Consider the following 14,412-nt stretch of genomic DNA (forward strand, 5'->3'; position numbering starts at 1 on the left):
TCCAATCTAGATAATAAATTGAAAATGGGGTACTAATAGGAGATGATATGAAAATTCTTTTTTTAGACCAAAGTGGTAAACCAGGTGGTGCAGAATTATGTTTAATAGATATTGCTAAACCATATCGCGATCGCGCTCTTGTCGGACTATTTGCGGATGGGTCTTTTAGAAAATTACTAGAGCAAAACCATATCCCGGTAGAAGTTCTCGCTAATCAAGCAATCCAGGTTCGCAAAGAAAGCAGTTTGGCTCAAGGATTAAAGAGTCTGGAGCAAATTGTACCTCTCATTACTAAAGTAGTAAAAATAGCTAGTAAATACGATTTGATTTATGCCAACACCCAAAAAGCATTAGTTGTAGGAGCATTGGCTAGTTTCTTCACTCGCCGTCCTCTGGTTTATCATTTACATGATATTCTTTCTATAGAACATTTCAGCCAAACTAACCTTCGCATTGCTATTAATCTAGCTAATCGTTTTGCATCATTAGTAATTGCCAATTCTCAAGCTAGTAAAACAGCCTTTGTACAAGCGGGAGGAAACCCAGATATTATCAAAGTTGTTTATAACGGCTTTGAACCAAAAATATATCAAACTAGCAAATCTGATATTAAGCAATTAAAGCAACAGTTAGGATTAGAAGGGCAATTTGTAGTCGGACACTTTAGCCGTCTTGCACCTTGGAAAGGGCAACATATTTTAATTACTGCACTTGCTGAGTGTCCGCCACAGGTGACAGCACTTTTAGTTGGTGATGCATTATTTGGCGAACATGATTATGTCCAACAGTTGCATCAACAAATTGCTGAAATGGGCTTAGAAAACCGTGTTAAATTTTTAGGATTTCGTTCAGATATTCCCCAGTTAATGGGCGCTTGTGAATTAGTGGCACATACCTCCACCGCCCCAGAACCATTTGGTAGAGTAATTATTGAGGCGATGCTATGCGGACGCCCTGTAGTAGCAGCAAAAGCTGGGGGTGCAATAGAATTAGTAGAACATGGGATCAATGGTTTTCTAGTGACACCAGGAAAACCCCAAGAACTTGCACAAGTGATTACAACCTGTCTTCAGGAGGTAGAAACAACTGCAACTATGGCTAATAATGCTCAGGCGATCGCTAGTCAGCGTTTTGATGTAACAACTATTAATCAGCAAATCGCTCAACTGTTGTCCCAATATGGTTTAGATAAGCCTAGAACACCGATTCAGTATTCAAGATAGGGGCGAGAAAAACCGATTATTTCGTAGAGACGTTGCAATGCAACTGTAGAGACGTTGCAATGCAACGTCTCTACAGTCAACGATAATTGGTCGTTTTACCTAAAATAAATCGGGTTTTTGCGATTATTGAATCGATGCTCTAGAGGCTAAATCTCTTGTTATTTTTACATCTTGGTTTGTAAATAAATATCAAATCAAAATCGATAGAATACACCATAGTAGGGTGGGTATTACAATGCCTACCTTACAAGCAAAGTTCTAGTAAGTCTACCAGTTGCGCCATCCACCTTTGGGTGAGATTTCCTCAGTATATTTTGTTTCTTGACCTTGCAATAAAGATTGATATTCTGTGCTACTAGCCCAGCGGTCAATTTCTCGCGCTCGCAGCACTGGTACTGGATGGGTTAATTGGGCTGTGCGGGCTACCTTAACCATTTCACCTAGTTCAGTCTTGCTGATATCATCGTAAGCGCGAGCTTGATCAACAAAGGCATCCAGATTAAGTTGCGGTGCCAAGATTGGAGAACCACCAGCCAATTTCATCAACACTGACATGACAACTTTGGGGTCTTGAGTTGCTAATAAAGCGGCGCGATCGCAGGTAAACTCAGCACAGCGTACCCATTCTAAAAGTTGTGCTTGTATCGCTTGGGCCAGGAAGGTTCCGACATTAGGCACAATTGCTGCTGCTAATATTAATAAATTTACAGGCGTCAAATAAACGCTGTGGTCACACTTGAGATGCCCCAATTCATGGGCAATTACTGCCTGTATTTCTTCTGGTGTCAGAATATCAATCAGCGAGGTGTGCAGCACAATAAAAGGCTGTTTACCCCTGACAGCAAAGGTGTAGGCATTAGGAGCCGGATGTTGCCGGACATACAACTGAGGTGGCTCTATATCCAGAATTTTGCAAGCTTCTAATAACAACTTGTGTAAATCGGGCAGTTGTTTTTCACCCACCAAAATGCTGGAGGCAATATTTTCCACATAAAAAACCTGCTCTGCCATTGGCCCAAGCCAGTTTCGTACCATCATGTCTATGCCTGGTATCTGCTTGAGAGTTTTGGTAGCTTCCAGATCTAATGGGTGACGAAATGAGTCGGCTTTTAAACCAATCAGCGGGGTTTTAAAAAAGGACATGGTGCAGCAAGCTATAAAAAACGCAACTGTGGAATCTGGCTGTTTATCTAAAACAACCTCCCACAGATAGTATAACGATTAAGTAGGGTGGGCATTGCCCACCTAACCACTAAGTCGAAATCGATGCTGGGGGATTACTGCTATTGGAAGCTAATTCTGTATCTGCTGGTACATCTCCCACACGCAGGATTCTAGCTCCTAATTGCTGTAACTTCATATCAAATCGATCATAGCCGCGATCAAGGTGGTGCAATCCCTGAACTGTAGTTTGTCCTTCAGCTGCCAGTCCTGCTAAGACTAACGCTGCTGATGCCCGCAAGTCTGTGCCTAATACTGGTGCGCCAGACAACATCTTCACTCCTCGCACAAAGGCTGCGTTGCCTTTAACGCGAATGTCTGCTCCTAAACGATTTAGTTCTGAGGCATGACGCAAGCGGTTTTCAAACACAGATTCGTTGATTAGGCTGTCACCTTCAGCCAATGTTAGCAAAGCCATAAATGGTGCTTGCATATCTGTGGGAAAGCCTGGATGGGGCAAAGTTTCAATGTCCGTTGCCTTGAAAGTTTCCGCAGGTAGGATGCGTAAGCAGTTCGGCGATTCCTCAATTATCGTTACTCCAATTTCCCGCAGCTTGGCAATCACTGGAATCAAATGCTCTGGTAGCACTGGCGACAGGGTAAGTTCTGAGCGAGTGATAGCACCAGCAACCAGAAATGTTCCTGTTTCAATGCGATCGGGAATAATTGTGTAATCTATGGAATGCAACTTAGGAACGCCAACGATTGTAATCGTACTCGTCCCTGCACCTTGAATCTTTGCTCCCATCGCGTTACAAAAATTCGCCAGATCAACTACCTCTGGCTCTCGTGCAGCATTTTCGATGATCGTTTCACCATCTGCTAAAGTAGCCGCCATCATCAAAGTTTCCGTTGCTCCCACGCTGGGAGTGTCCAGATAAATCTTGGCTCCTTTTAATCTGTTACTGCTACCAGGAACATAAGCATTACAAATGCCATGTTCAATCTGCACCTCGGCTCCCATTGCTTGCAGTCCTCGGACATGCAAATCAACTGGTCTAGCCCCAATTGCACAACCGCCCGGTAAAGGCATCTGTGCTACTCCTAGTCGTGCCAGAATCGGCCCAATGGCAAAAAAACTTGCCCGTAGTTGGGTAACTAGTTGGTAGGGAGCTTTTGATGTTGTAATTTCGCTGGCATTAATATCTAAGATGTCGCCGTGTCGTGTTAAGCGAATACCCAAAGCCGATAAAACCTGACCCATTCGGTCTACGTCAGCCAATAAAGGAACATTGCGGATGCGACAATCTCCTGAACATAGCAAGGTTCCAGCCATGATCACCAGTGCTGAATTTTTTGCTCCACTAATTTTTACATGACCTCGCAAAGGATGCCCACCCCAAATTTGCAAGACTGAGGAGTCTGCCTCTGGAGTAAATTTGGCATCTGGTAAGCTGCTAGAAGAATTAATAAACCTACCTCCAAAAAAATAAATACATAATTACAAGGTTTGAAGTTGGTTTTGATTCTACAGTAAAGATTCAATTTGTCCACAATTTGGAAACTACATCTTGCATTGCTCAATGGTTTCTTAAGTGTAAACTGACGGCTGAAAACACGTCGCATTCAGCCTTATGGACATTGGCAAATTTCATATTAAATGGGTGTAAGCGACGGGAAAATCCATCCCCAGGTGTCTGTAGAGGAATAGTCGCCCCGCCGCTTTGGGCACTTGTACTGAGCGTATAGGGCATTGATAGCTTCTTTCCCATGCCCCATGCCCCGATTATGGACAGCAGTATCTTGACAAATGCCAATAATTTAGTAATAATAAAAAATTGTCGCTCAAATACCAGCGGAACTGGCGGAATTGGCAGACGCGCTAGATTCAGGTTCTAGTGCCGCAAGGCTTCCGGGTTCAAGTCCCGGGTTCCGCATATCAATTTTGGATTTTAGATTGCCGATTTTGAATTAATCTAAAATCTTAAATCCAAAACCTAAAATCGTGTTAACCAGTTTACAGAATTCCCTAGTAAAACAAATCCGCAAACTGCACTCTACCAAAGAGCGGCAAAAGCAGCAGTTATTTTTACTAGAAGGGACGCATCTGTTAGAGGAAGCTTGTGCGGTTAATTACCCGCTAGTAACTGTATTTTGTACCCCAAATTGGCAAATAGCCCATCCCTCACTATGGCAAAAGGCTCTGAGTCGGTGCGATCGCGCAGAAATTGTCAGTGAAGAAGTTTTGCAGGCGATCGCAACCACAGTACAACCAGATGGTGTAGTTGCAACGGCAAAGCGGGATACTCGCCAAACTCAAGTGCCATTTACTGGTATAGTCCTAGCTTTAGAAACTGTGCAAGATCCAGGCAACTTGGGTACGATGATTCGCACTGCGGCTGCGGCTGGAGCATCGGGGTTATGGATAACTGAAGATAGTGTAGATCTCGACAACCCAAAAGTTTTACGCGCTTCTGCTGGGCAGTGGTTTCGCTTAGCAACGGCGGTAACTGAAGATTTAAAAGCTACAGTCCAAGAAAGCCAGCAAGCAGGAATGCAAGTAGTTGCAACTTTGCCCAGTGCAACCTTGACTTATTGGGAAGTAGACTGGCAAAAACCCACTCTGATTTTATTGGGTAACGAAGGTGCTGGTTTATCGGCAGATTTAGCAGCGATCGCAGACAAACAAGTAAAAATTCCCCTAAGTCCAGGAGTAGAATCTTTGAATGTAGCGATCGCTGCCGCTTTGATGTTATACGAAGCCCAGCGACAAATATTTGCCAAGTAATAGATTATAACTTTTTACCGTTCGGAGGGATCTGGACAAAACTACCCAAGAGTAGACAAATCTAGACAGCTACGTTTGTAATCTTAGTCCAAAGACCTAAAACTACAGGCACAAACGGCAGTGCCACTATCCCATCCAGAAAATTTGGGATTACTTTTCTGGCTATATTTATACTTCCGTTTGTATCAGCATTAATGATTCTGCCAGTGTTCGTTTTGTATAGACCACGTTTAATTCTTTTACCACTAAACACAGGTTTGGTATCTTTTTTGGTCTTGTAAACAGGCAAGGTATCACCATCTAAAGCACTGGCAATACTCGTGTAACTTTCCTCAGTAATAACATAGTGGTCAAGCTTCGGAACAATCCTTACTTGGTGAGGCAGCCCCCGTCTTGGCGGTTCCCGTCGATGGGGGACTGCCGAACCCGAAGGGTCTACATTTTTAGCCCTGCTTGGAAACTCAATATTAGTTTGAGAGAGCTTGATAATTCCTTTGGTTAGAGATGGTTTAGATATTGCATCTATTGGATAAATGACAATATTTCTACCACGCTCTTTATGCTTGTATCCAGGCATTTTGGGCTTACCTAAATACTTTTCAGGATACTTTGACCAAAAAGTTTGTCTATATATTGGTAGAATTTAAGTCACAATTTTAAACCCCTATTTGGATTTTGTTTTTTCTTCCAGATATTGTTCAATGTCAGCAACTGCGTCTTCAAAAGCCGCTAGATCAATTTCTGCCAAATTTTCCACTAGTTCGGGATCACTGACACTATCAGTATGCAATTCTGGTGTTTTTTCATCCTCAGCCGGATTCTCTTGCAAAATATCCTCCAATTGATCGAGTGACTGAAAAAAATCTTTTGCGGCGGCGTGGCGATGTGTTTGCTGACTTTGCTCCATAATCTTGGCTTAAGAATCTTAAATTTTATAGCGTAATCTTAAATTTGCAGTTACTAGAGCTTTGAATTTGGCATACATAACATCATATTCGTAGCTATTTGCAAAAAACTAGGTACTGCTTTATCAACTTTACACACTAAAAGGCTTGACAGCAAAATCAACCAAGAGTTAACGGTTATTAATTATTTTCTTTCTTCCCCCACTCCCCCACTCACCCACTCCATCGCCTACTAGCCCTAGCAAAAAAACCACTTCAATCAGATATCCCGCAAAACTGGCAAAATAACTTTTGAATAAATTGATAATTCCTTCTCTGCCTTCCCTGCTAACATTCCACAACTCAATTGGAATTGCTTTACTTACGTCTTAATTGTAGAAAAAAGTTCTATTGATTATCTAATTTAAAACTGAATAACCCTAAGAATAGCTGCTCACAAATAGAATTAGTCATTTTAAAGTTTTGGCAAGAAAATATTGGCTTTTTGCATTATTCGCTACATTTTTTAAATTGGATTTTGTCTATTTAATTGACCAAAGACAAAACAGCCATCATTGACAACCTACGTATATACGAAATACAATTGTTTTTACATCGAGCCTGATGATAGAGTTTACCAAAATAATTTGCTTATAGAATTAAAGCCAAGCAATATAAATAGAACTTGGATAAAACAAATGAACACCAAAACTATTGCTTCCTTAGGGATGATGCTGATCTTTGCAAGCTTTGGAAACTCGGTGTATGCACAATCACCAGAGTCAAACTCAAACACAGTACAATACAAAACAACTGGTAATTCTCTAAACGGAATTGAGAGTAAAACAACACAAGATGACTTCCTCATGTTTTTTGAGCCAAATAATCTAGGAAGCAACTTTATCAATAACCGAAGAGATAATGCTACTCCAGTTAAATTACGTCTCAACGAATCACCATCACTGCCAGACAATTCTGTTTTTCTAGTACCAGTTGAATCTGGGGACGATAATCAAGGAGTGAGATTGCAGTTGGATCTAGGCAATGAGTAATTAGGTATAAAGATTGACGGATAAGTAGTCATGTTATGCCGATTTAATAAACTGTAAAAAAATATGCATGTTATACGGAGACAAACGCAGTATAGAGACGTTGCATTGCAACGCTTCTACTAGATTCAAATACCAAATCTATCTACTAGATAATTGTGCAGACATTTTGCAGTAAAATTAGTCCTTTAGATAGAGGAGGGCAAGATAGATGACTCGTGTCATCATTGTGCGCCACGGTCAAAGCGGCTATAACACCGAGCGGCGTATTCAGGGGCGCACTGATGCGTCGAAATTAACAGAAAAAGGTCGTAACGATGCCAGTAAAGTAGGCAAAGCCCTCAGCAATATTTTCTTTAATGCGATTTACAGTAGTCCCTTACAGCGAGCAAAACACACAGCAGATATTATCCACAGTGAGTTAGCGACTCATTCTGGACAGTCTACTGTCCCCCAAGCTTGTGATCATCTGCTGGAAATTGATCTCCCTTTGTGGGAAGCAATGATTACTGCTGATGTCAAGGAGAAGTTTGCCGAAGACTACCGCACCTGGCATGAACGCCCTCATGAACTGCGGATGCTTTTGAAAGACGCAGAGGGAACAAAAGAGCATTTTCCCGTCCTGGCTTTGTACAAACAGGCAGAGCAATTTTGGCAAGAAATTTTGCCTCGCCATCAAGATCAAACCATTCTCATAGTCGGACATAACGGCATTAATCGCGCTCTCATTAGTACAGCGCTGAATATTCCCCCAAGTCGCTATCATTCATTACAGCAATCTAACTGCGGTATTACCGTACTAAATTTTTCTGGGGGATTGGGGGAACCAGTCCAGCTAGAGTCTTTGAATCAAACACAACACACTGGAGAAACTCTACCTTCATTACGACCAGATCACCAAGGAATAAGATTGTTGCTGGTACGTCACGGGGAAACTGAATGGAATCGCCAAACCAGGTTTCAAGGACAAATTGATGTTCCCCTCAACGACAATGGTAGACAACAGTCGCAGAAAACAGGTGAATTCCTCCAAGAGATAGCGATTGATTTTGCAGTGAGTAGCCCAATGCTGCGTCCTAAAGAAACAGCAGAGATTATCCTAAAACACCATCCTAGTGTAGAGTTGGAATTACAAGATGGTTTAAGAGAAATCGGTCACGGACTCTGGGAAGGAAAATTGGAAACAGAAATAGAGCAAGAGTTTCCAGGTGAATTGCACCGCTGGCGCACAGTACCAACAGAAGTCCAAATGCCGGAAGGAGAAAATTTGCAACATGTGTGGGATCGCAGCGTCGCCGCTTGGCAATCAATCGTGGAAGCAGCATCAACTAATCAACTCAAAACTTTATTAGTAGTAGCTCACGACGCTACTAACAAAACCTTGCTTTGTTATGTTCTCGGTTTATCACTAGAAAATTTCTGGAATTTTCGCCAGGGTAATGGAGCAGTCAGTGTTATTGACTACCCATCTGGTATAAATGGTTTACCAGTATTGCAAGCGATGAACATCACCACTCACTTGGGTGGAGGTGTACTAGATAAAACAGCAGCTGGGGCATTGTAAAAAAAGTGAGGAGTCAGGAGGCGGGAGCAAAGAGTAAATAACTTGTAATCTTAACTCTCATCTCCTAACTGATAACTAATAACTGTTATGACTGAACTGCTGCAACAAGTACGAGTGATTGACCCAGTTTCTGGAACTGATCAAATAGCTGATGTGCTAATTGCTGATGGTGAAATCCAAGCGATCGCCACGCACATTTCTGACATTATTCCCGATACCCAAATCAGAGATTGTCGAGGATTAGTTCTTGGGCCTGGGTTAGTGGATTTATATAGCCACTCTGGTGAACCGGGGTTTGAAGAACGGGAAACTCTGTTGTCTCTGTTGCAAGCTGCTGCTGCTGGCGGTTTTACTAGAGTTAGCATTTTACCTGATACATCTCCATCCATCGATAACCCGGCTTTGGTGGCGCAGTTGCAGAAAAAGAGAGTGGAAGAGTGGGAGAAACATTCCCCCCATCCCTCCCTTTCCCGCTCCCCCCATCTTTACATTTGGGGTGCTGTTACTCTGGATGTTGCTGGAAAGCAAATGACGGAATTGGCAGAGTTAGGAAATGCTGGAGTTGTTGGTTTTAGTGATGGTTTACCTTGGGAAAATTTGGCGTTGGTGCGGCGGGTGTTGGAATATCTCCAGCCGTTGAGCAAACCAGTAGCATTTTGGCCTAGCGATCGCCAATTAACAGCAAACGGAGTCATCAGAGAAGGCTCACAAGCACTTCGTCTCGGTTTACCACCTATACCCGCCAGCGCTGAAACTACTGCGATCGCTGCTTTGTTAGAATTGGTGTCAGCTACAAGTACACCAGTACACATCATGCGTGTCTCTACAACTCGCAGTGTGGAACTGATCGCCTCAGCAAAAGCCGCTGGATTACCCATCACCGCCAGCACTACTTGGATGCACCTTTTATTGGATACAAAAGCGGTTAAAAGTTATCATACTAGCTTGCATTTAGACCCACCTTTAGGCAATCCCGGTGATGTAGCAGGATTGCGTGCGGGGGTGCGTGCGGGTATTGTGGATGCGATCGCTATTGACCATACACCCTACACCTACGAGGAAAAAGTCCAAGCCTTCGCCGAAGCGCCACCAGGAGCAATTGGTTTAGAATTAGCATTGCCGCTGTTATGGCAATATCTGGTAGAAACTGGGGAATTTACAGCTTTAGAATTATGGCAAGCTTTGAGCACTCGACCGGCAAAATGTTTGGGTCAGAAAGTGAGTGCAATTACTTCCAATCAATTAGCAGAACTCACTCTATTTAATCCTCAAGAAACCTGGAAAGTCGAAAGGAAAAATCTGTACACACTTTCTAATAATACACCTTGGTTAGGACAACAGTTACAAGGTCGTGTTGTACAAACTTGGTGTTAGTTTCGATTACTTAAATGTCTCTTCTCGATAGCCTTATAAAAGACAGTTTACAGATTTTACTGTGGGTTAAGATGGGTTAATGAAGAATCAAAAATCAACTAGGAAAGTTAACGAATTGTCCAATATTAAGATGGGTATTTCAATGTTTTCAAGGTATTCATATTTTGACTTTAAATGGTATTAATCAAATTGGTCATAACGTCATTTCATATTGGATTATCTGCCATCATTTTGTCAAAAATATTATCTCCTATTTTAATCTAAACAACGTTTGGAGAGTGATTGAAGGAGGCAGGAGGCAGGAGGTTTTACCTCAGAAGGGGATTCAGACTCCTCCTGAATAAGAGCGACCAAATTTTTAATTTGGTCGGGGTCTTAAACCCAAGACCCGTTTGGTCGCAGGCTGTTACAGAGGGCAGTTTTCCTCCAGCAAAGCTGCCCTCAGCAAGACTGCCTGACTCGATAAAAGTTGATCGATATCCGAAGGAAAATTTATGGCTCCTCCAATTTTTAAACCGCGTCTACCTTGAAAACCATAGTTTTTTGGAATTAGAGTAAAGCTCAGAACTCAAGCCACAAGAGAATAATACACTCTCCTTAAAAACTCCAGGTTTCAAAATAGACGGGGTTTAATGCTTAAATAACCTCCTTTATGAGTCCAATTTTTGATGTTTGATTATTTCTCGTCCTTGATCATATTAATTCAGAATTATTCTCTTAATTATCCCAACTTTTCGCGTTGAGCTTAACTGTTATTTTTTATACTTCAAGTTGAAGTGCTGAATGTGGGTTATGAATGAAGTGTAATTTTTTACCAAAGTGGTTTCAAGCTATATTTTGGTGTGTGTATGTCCTTGCATTTACAAGATGATGTTAAGTGCTATGCTAAACTTGTTTTTTATACTAGAGTAAAAATTGCAAACAATATTATTATCTGTAAATTTGATGGCAAATAGTTTGAAAGCCTTGATTTAAGAAGCTTTAACATTGAATCAGTTAATATTTTTTTCTGGATTGTCAATTGAAATCTGACAACTCGTTCCCCATAGCTAGACAGCGATTAAAACGCTCGTTTCCTGCTTCCTCCTTTATTGAAAGACCTATATTGAAAGACTTAAGGTTTCCGCACCACAGTGAAGTTTTGAGATGAATCAAAATTCCCAACCAGATAAAGAGGACTTTTCTTCCAGCCAAGAAGAAGTTGAAGTCAAAAAGCAAGCAAGCACCCAAATCGAAGACAGAGCGCACCACAAGAGTGAAGCGATCGCTATCATAGGCATTGGTTGTCGCTTTCCCGGAGCTAATGACTACGAACAATTTTGGCTCAACCTGGAAGCAGGAGTCAATAGCATCAGCGAAATTGCTTCCCAGAGATGGGATGTCCAGAAGTATTATTCTCCCAATCCTCAAGAGCGAAATAAAAGTATTAGTAAGTGGTCTGGACTGATTGAAGCTTCAGACGAGTTCGATGCTCAATTTTTTGGTATCTCCCCTCGTGAAGCTAAAATGCTCGACCCGCAGCAGAGAATCATGCTTGAGTTGAGTTGGTCTTGTTTAGAAGATGCTGGATATTCACCATCTCAACTGTCAAGAAGCCCAGTTGGTGTTTTTATTGGAGCTTGTAATTACGATTCAATCCTTGTAATGAACCAGGATCAAGAAAACATAGAGGGGCATATTGCAACAGGAACTTGGACTTGCATGATTCCTAACCGAATTTCTTACTTCTTTGATTTTCGTGGTCCGAGTGTTCCTATAGACACAGCTTGCTCCAGTTCACTCGTAGCGCTCCATCTGGCTATTAATGCTCTTAAAGAAAAGGAATGTGAAATAGCACTGGTGGGTGGAATTAGTATTTTGAATACGCCAAGAATATACATCCAAATGAGTAAATTAGGGATGTTGTCCCCCACAGGACAGTGCCGAACTTTTGATAGTGATGCAGATGGTTATGTACGTGGGGAAGGAGCAGGGATAATATTATTAAAACCTCTGGCGAAAGCTATTGAGGATCAAGATCATATTTATGGTGTGATTAGAGGAAGTGCTGTCAATCATAGTGGAAAATCACGAACTCTGACTTCTCCCAATATTTATGCCCAAGCCCAAGTGGTGCGTGCTGCGTATAGCAAAGCCAATGTTGCTCCTAATACAGTTTCTTATATTGAAGCTCATGGCACTGGTACTCCCTTAGGAGACCCAATTGAAATTAATGCCCTGAAAAGAGGGTTTAGACAACTATATCAAGATTATAAACTGCCTAAATCTGAAAAAAATTATTGTGGTGTGGGGACAGTTAAAACCAATATTGGACATTTGGAAGGAGCAGCAGGAATTGCTGGGGTGATCAAAGTCCTGTTAGCAATGAAGCAGAAAAAATTGCCCAAGATTCTAAATTTTCAGCAATTAAATCCACGTATTGACTTAGATAATAGCCCCTTTTATATAGTTTCTGAAACTCAAGAATGGCAGCAGTTAAAAACGCCAGATGGAGAAGTCATACCTCGGCGAGCAGGTGTAAGCTCATTTGGGGTTGGGGGTGTGAATGCTCACGTGGTTATTGAAGAGGCACCAGAACCAAAAACTCAGAAGGTAGAATTTGAGCGTCCCTTACACATCTTGACTCTTTCGGCAAAGAATGAGACAGCTTTAACGGAACTGGTAAAAAAATATCAAGGATATTTGCGGTTACATCAAGAAGCATCAATAGCAAATATTTGCTTTACAGCTAATACAGGGCGTGCCCATTTTGAACAAAGATTAGCTGTAGTAGCTGAATCTAACGTTGAATTACAGAAACAACTGGAAGTTTCCCTCAAGGTTAATCAAACAAATGGACTGGTGAGAGGACAAGTAAGAGGCGAAAGTCCAAAAGTAGGTTTTATCTTTACGGGTGAGGGTTCTCAGTATGTAAATATGGGTTGGCAATTATACCAAACTCAACCCAGGTTTCGTCAAACTTTGGAGAAATGCGACCAAATTTTGCGAGCTTATATAGAAAAACCCTTGTTGTCCGTGCTATATCCACAGTCAACAGCACTTGCAGAAAATTCCTCACTTTTAGAGCGAACCACATACACTCAACCAGCTCTGTTTGCAATAGAATATGGCTTAGCTCAGTTGTGGCAATCTTGGGGCATCAAACCAGATGTGGTCATGGGTTATGGTGTCGGCGAATATGTGGCAGCAACCGTAGCAGGAGTCCTCAGCCTAGAAGATGGACTGAAACTGATTGCCACTAGGGCAAGGCTAATGGAATCTATCTCAGGAGAGTTTGAAGCTGTAGCCAAAGAAATAACCTACAGTCAGCCGCGAATCCCCCTAATTTCTTGTGTAACTGGACAACAGGTAACAGACAAAATTGCTACTCCAGAATACTGGATGAACGATATCCATCAACCTGTGCATTTTGTAGAGAGTATGCAAACCCTGCATCGAGAAGGATATAAACTGTTCTTAGAAATCGGACCAAAGCCAATACTTCTGGATATGGATAGTCAATGTTTGCCAGAAGAAGTGGGTATCTGGTTGCCTTCATTACACCCAGGGCAAAAAGATTGGCAACAGATGCTCTCTAGTTTAGGGCAGTTGTATATGAAAGGGGTGAAGGTTGATTGGTCAGGGTTTGACCAAGATTATTCCCGTCGCAAAGTAGCACTGCCTACTTATCCATTTCAAAGACAACGCTATTGGTTGGAAACATCTGAAAATGGACATCAAAAAGATATCCGAGAAAATAGCTCAAGTCGAATTGTTAACCTACTGAATCAATTTAATTCAGAAGGGCTAGTTCAAGATTTGAATCTTGCGGAAAAATTGACCGAAGAAGAGCAAAAATTGCTGCCTAAACTGCTAAAGATTTTAATTAATCAGCATTCAGATGATCCTGAATCTTCAGAACAATGCCTAAGCATTTTACAACAACTTGAGAAAACTCCCCAGAGAGAACACCAGCAGTTAATAATACATTACTTGCAAGGAGTGGTTGGTAAATTGTTAGAATTTCATGACTCCCAAAGCCCAGATTTACAGTTAGGATTCTTTGATATGGGCATGAACTATTCGACGATGCTGGAACTCAGGAATATCTTAGAGACCAGTTTGGGTTGTTCTATTTCAGTCACAACATTGTTTGAACATTTTAATATTCAACAGCTTGCTAAGTATTTAATAAATAAGATTTTTGTAGGGGAATTTGAGGAAAAAATTGAGATAGATAACTATGAGCATCAACAACCTGTTGTTGATAGTGAACTTAAACCACTATGTGAAGATGCGATCGCGAATGCCATTAAAGAGGAATTAATTGCGACGGCTCTTCAAGATGAACTTAAAGAAATTCAACTTCTACTTAACCAGGAAATATAAT

Annotated in this window: 11 protein-coding genes, 1 tRNA gene and 1 pseudogene; 8 read left to right on the top strand and 5 right to left on the bottom strand. The window is 41.5% G+C overall.

Annotated features, from left to right (window positions below):
• Positions 1–47 precede the first annotated feature (47 nt).
• Positions 48–1,223 (top strand): glycosyltransferase, encoded by a 1,176-nt coding sequence (locus IQ246_RS00585; protein WP_193999112.1) that lies wholly within the window; start codon positions 48–50, stop codon positions 1,221–1,223.
• Between the two features lie 267 nt (positions 1,224–1,490).
• On the opposite strand, the gene IQ246_RS00590 is transcribed toward IQ246_RS00585, so the two are convergent.
• The 3 genes from IQ246_RS00590 to IQ246_RS00600 all read right to left on the bottom strand — a co-directional run bounded on the left by IQ246_RS00590 (position 1,491) and on the right by IQ246_RS00600 (position 4,156).
• Positions 1,491–2,366, bottom strand: a complete 876-nt coding sequence (locus tag IQ246_RS00590; protein WP_193999114.1) for a M48 family metallopeptidase — start codon at positions 2,364–2,366, stop codon at positions 1,491–1,493.
• Between the two features lie 109 nt (positions 2,367–2,475).
• Entirely contained in the window at positions 2,476–3,855 is a 1,380-nt protein-coding gene (murA, locus tag IQ246_RS00595) for a UDP-N-acetylglucosamine 1-carboxyvinyltransferase (RefSeq protein ID WP_193999198.1), read from the bottom strand.
• Positions 3,856–3,964: 109 nt separating this feature from the next.
• Positions 3,965–4,156, bottom strand: coding sequence for a hypothetical protein (locus IQ246_RS00600; protein WP_193999116.1), 192 nt, complete (start codon positions 4,154–4,156; stop codon positions 3,965–3,967).
• Positions 4,157–4,239: 83 nt separating this feature from the next.
• On the opposite strand from IQ246_RS00600, the gene IQ246_RS00605 reads away from it, so the two are divergent.
• A tRNA-Leu gene (locus tag IQ246_RS00605) sits at positions 4,240–4,321 on the top strand.
• A gap of 68 nt (positions 4,322–4,389) precedes the next feature.
• The gene (locus tag IQ246_RS00610; protein WP_193999118.1) at positions 4,390–5,172 is read left to right on the top strand and encodes an RNA methyltransferase; all 783 of its coding nucleotides are present in this window, start codon (positions 4,390–4,392) and stop codon (positions 5,170–5,172) included.
• Between the two features lie 61 nt (positions 5,173–5,233).
• On the opposite strand, the gene IQ246_RS31145 is transcribed toward IQ246_RS00610, so the two are convergent.
• A complete protein-coding gene (locus IQ246_RS31145; protein WP_339379179.1) occupies positions 5,234–5,749 on the bottom strand; it encodes a hypothetical protein in 516 nt (171 codons plus the stop codon).
• 87 nt (positions 5,750–5,836) lie between these two features.
• Positions 5,837–6,079: a hypothetical protein gene (locus tag IQ246_RS00620; protein WP_193999120.1), complete on the bottom strand. Its 243-nt coding sequence runs from the start codon at positions 6,077–6,079 to the stop codon at positions 5,837–5,839.
• A 675-nt stretch (positions 6,080–6,754) separates the two neighbouring features.
• On the opposite strand from IQ246_RS00620, the gene IQ246_RS00625 reads away from it, so the two are divergent.
• The 5 genes and pseudogenes from IQ246_RS00625 (at position 6,755) to IQ246_RS00640 (ending at position 14,411) form a co-directional block, all read left to right on the top strand.
• Entirely contained in the window at positions 6,755–7,108 is a 354-nt protein-coding gene (locus IQ246_RS00625) for a hypothetical protein (protein WP_193999122.1), read from the top strand.
• A 208-nt stretch (positions 7,109–7,316) separates the two neighbouring features.
• Positions 7,317–8,669: a histidine phosphatase family protein gene (locus IQ246_RS00630; RefSeq protein ID WP_193999124.1), complete on the top strand. Its 1,353-nt coding sequence runs from the start codon at positions 7,317–7,319 to the stop codon at positions 8,667–8,669.
• 87 nt (positions 8,670–8,756) lie between these two features.
• On the top strand, positions 8,757–10,043 hold the full coding sequence (locus IQ246_RS00635; protein WP_193999126.1) for a dihydroorotase: 1,287 nt from the start codon (positions 8,757–8,759) through the stop codon (positions 10,041–10,043).
• An 86-nt stretch (positions 10,044–10,129) separates the two neighbouring features.
• A pseudogene (locus IQ246_RS30080) lies at positions 10,130–10,302 on the top strand (IS1634 family transposase); the annotation flags it as partial.
• Positions 10,303–11,189: 887 nt separating this feature from the next.
• Positions 11,190–14,411, top strand: coding sequence for a type I polyketide synthase (locus IQ246_RS00640; protein WP_193999145.1), 3,222 nt, complete (start codon positions 11,190–11,192; stop codon positions 14,409–14,411).
• Position 14,412: the final 1 nt, after the last annotated feature.

It is taken from the genome of aff. Roholtiella sp. LEGE 12411, assembly GCF_015206995.1.
GTDB lineage: Bacteria > Cyanobacteriota > Cyanobacteriia > Cyanobacteriales > Nostocaceae > Komarekiella.

Coding starts and splice junctions, on each gene's coding strand:
- IQ246_RS00585 (WP_193999112.1), top strand. CDS start 48: ATGAAAATTCTTTTTTTAGACCAAAGTGGTAAACCAGGTGGTGCAGAA.
- IQ246_RS00590 (WP_193999114.1), bottom strand. CDS start 2,366: ATGTCCTTTTTTAAAACCCCGCTGATTGGTTTAAAAGCCGACTCATTT.
- IQ246_RS00600 (WP_193999116.1), bottom strand. CDS start 4,156: ATGGGAAAGAAGCTATCAATGCCCTATACGCTCAGTACAAGTGCCCAA.
- IQ246_RS31145 (WP_339379179.1), bottom strand. CDS start 5,749: ATGCCTGGATACAAGCATAAAGAGCGTGGTAGAAATATTGTCATTTAT.
- IQ246_RS00620 (WP_193999120.1), bottom strand. CDS start 6,079: ATGGAGCAAAGTCAGCAAACACATCGCCACGCCGCCGCAAAAGATTTT.
- IQ246_RS00625 (WP_193999122.1), top strand. CDS start 6,755: ATGAACACCAAAACTATTGCTTCCTTAGGGATGATGCTGATCTTTGCA.
- IQ246_RS00630 (WP_193999124.1), top strand. CDS start 7,317: ATGACTCGTGTCATCATTGTGCGCCACGGTCAAAGCGGCTATAACACC.
- IQ246_RS00635 (WP_193999126.1), top strand. CDS start 8,757: ATGACTGAACTGCTGCAACAAGTACGAGTGATTGACCCAGTTTCTGGA.
- IQ246_RS00640 (WP_193999145.1), top strand. CDS start 11,190: ATGAATCAAAATTCCCAACCAGATAAAGAGGACTTTTCTTCCAGCCAA.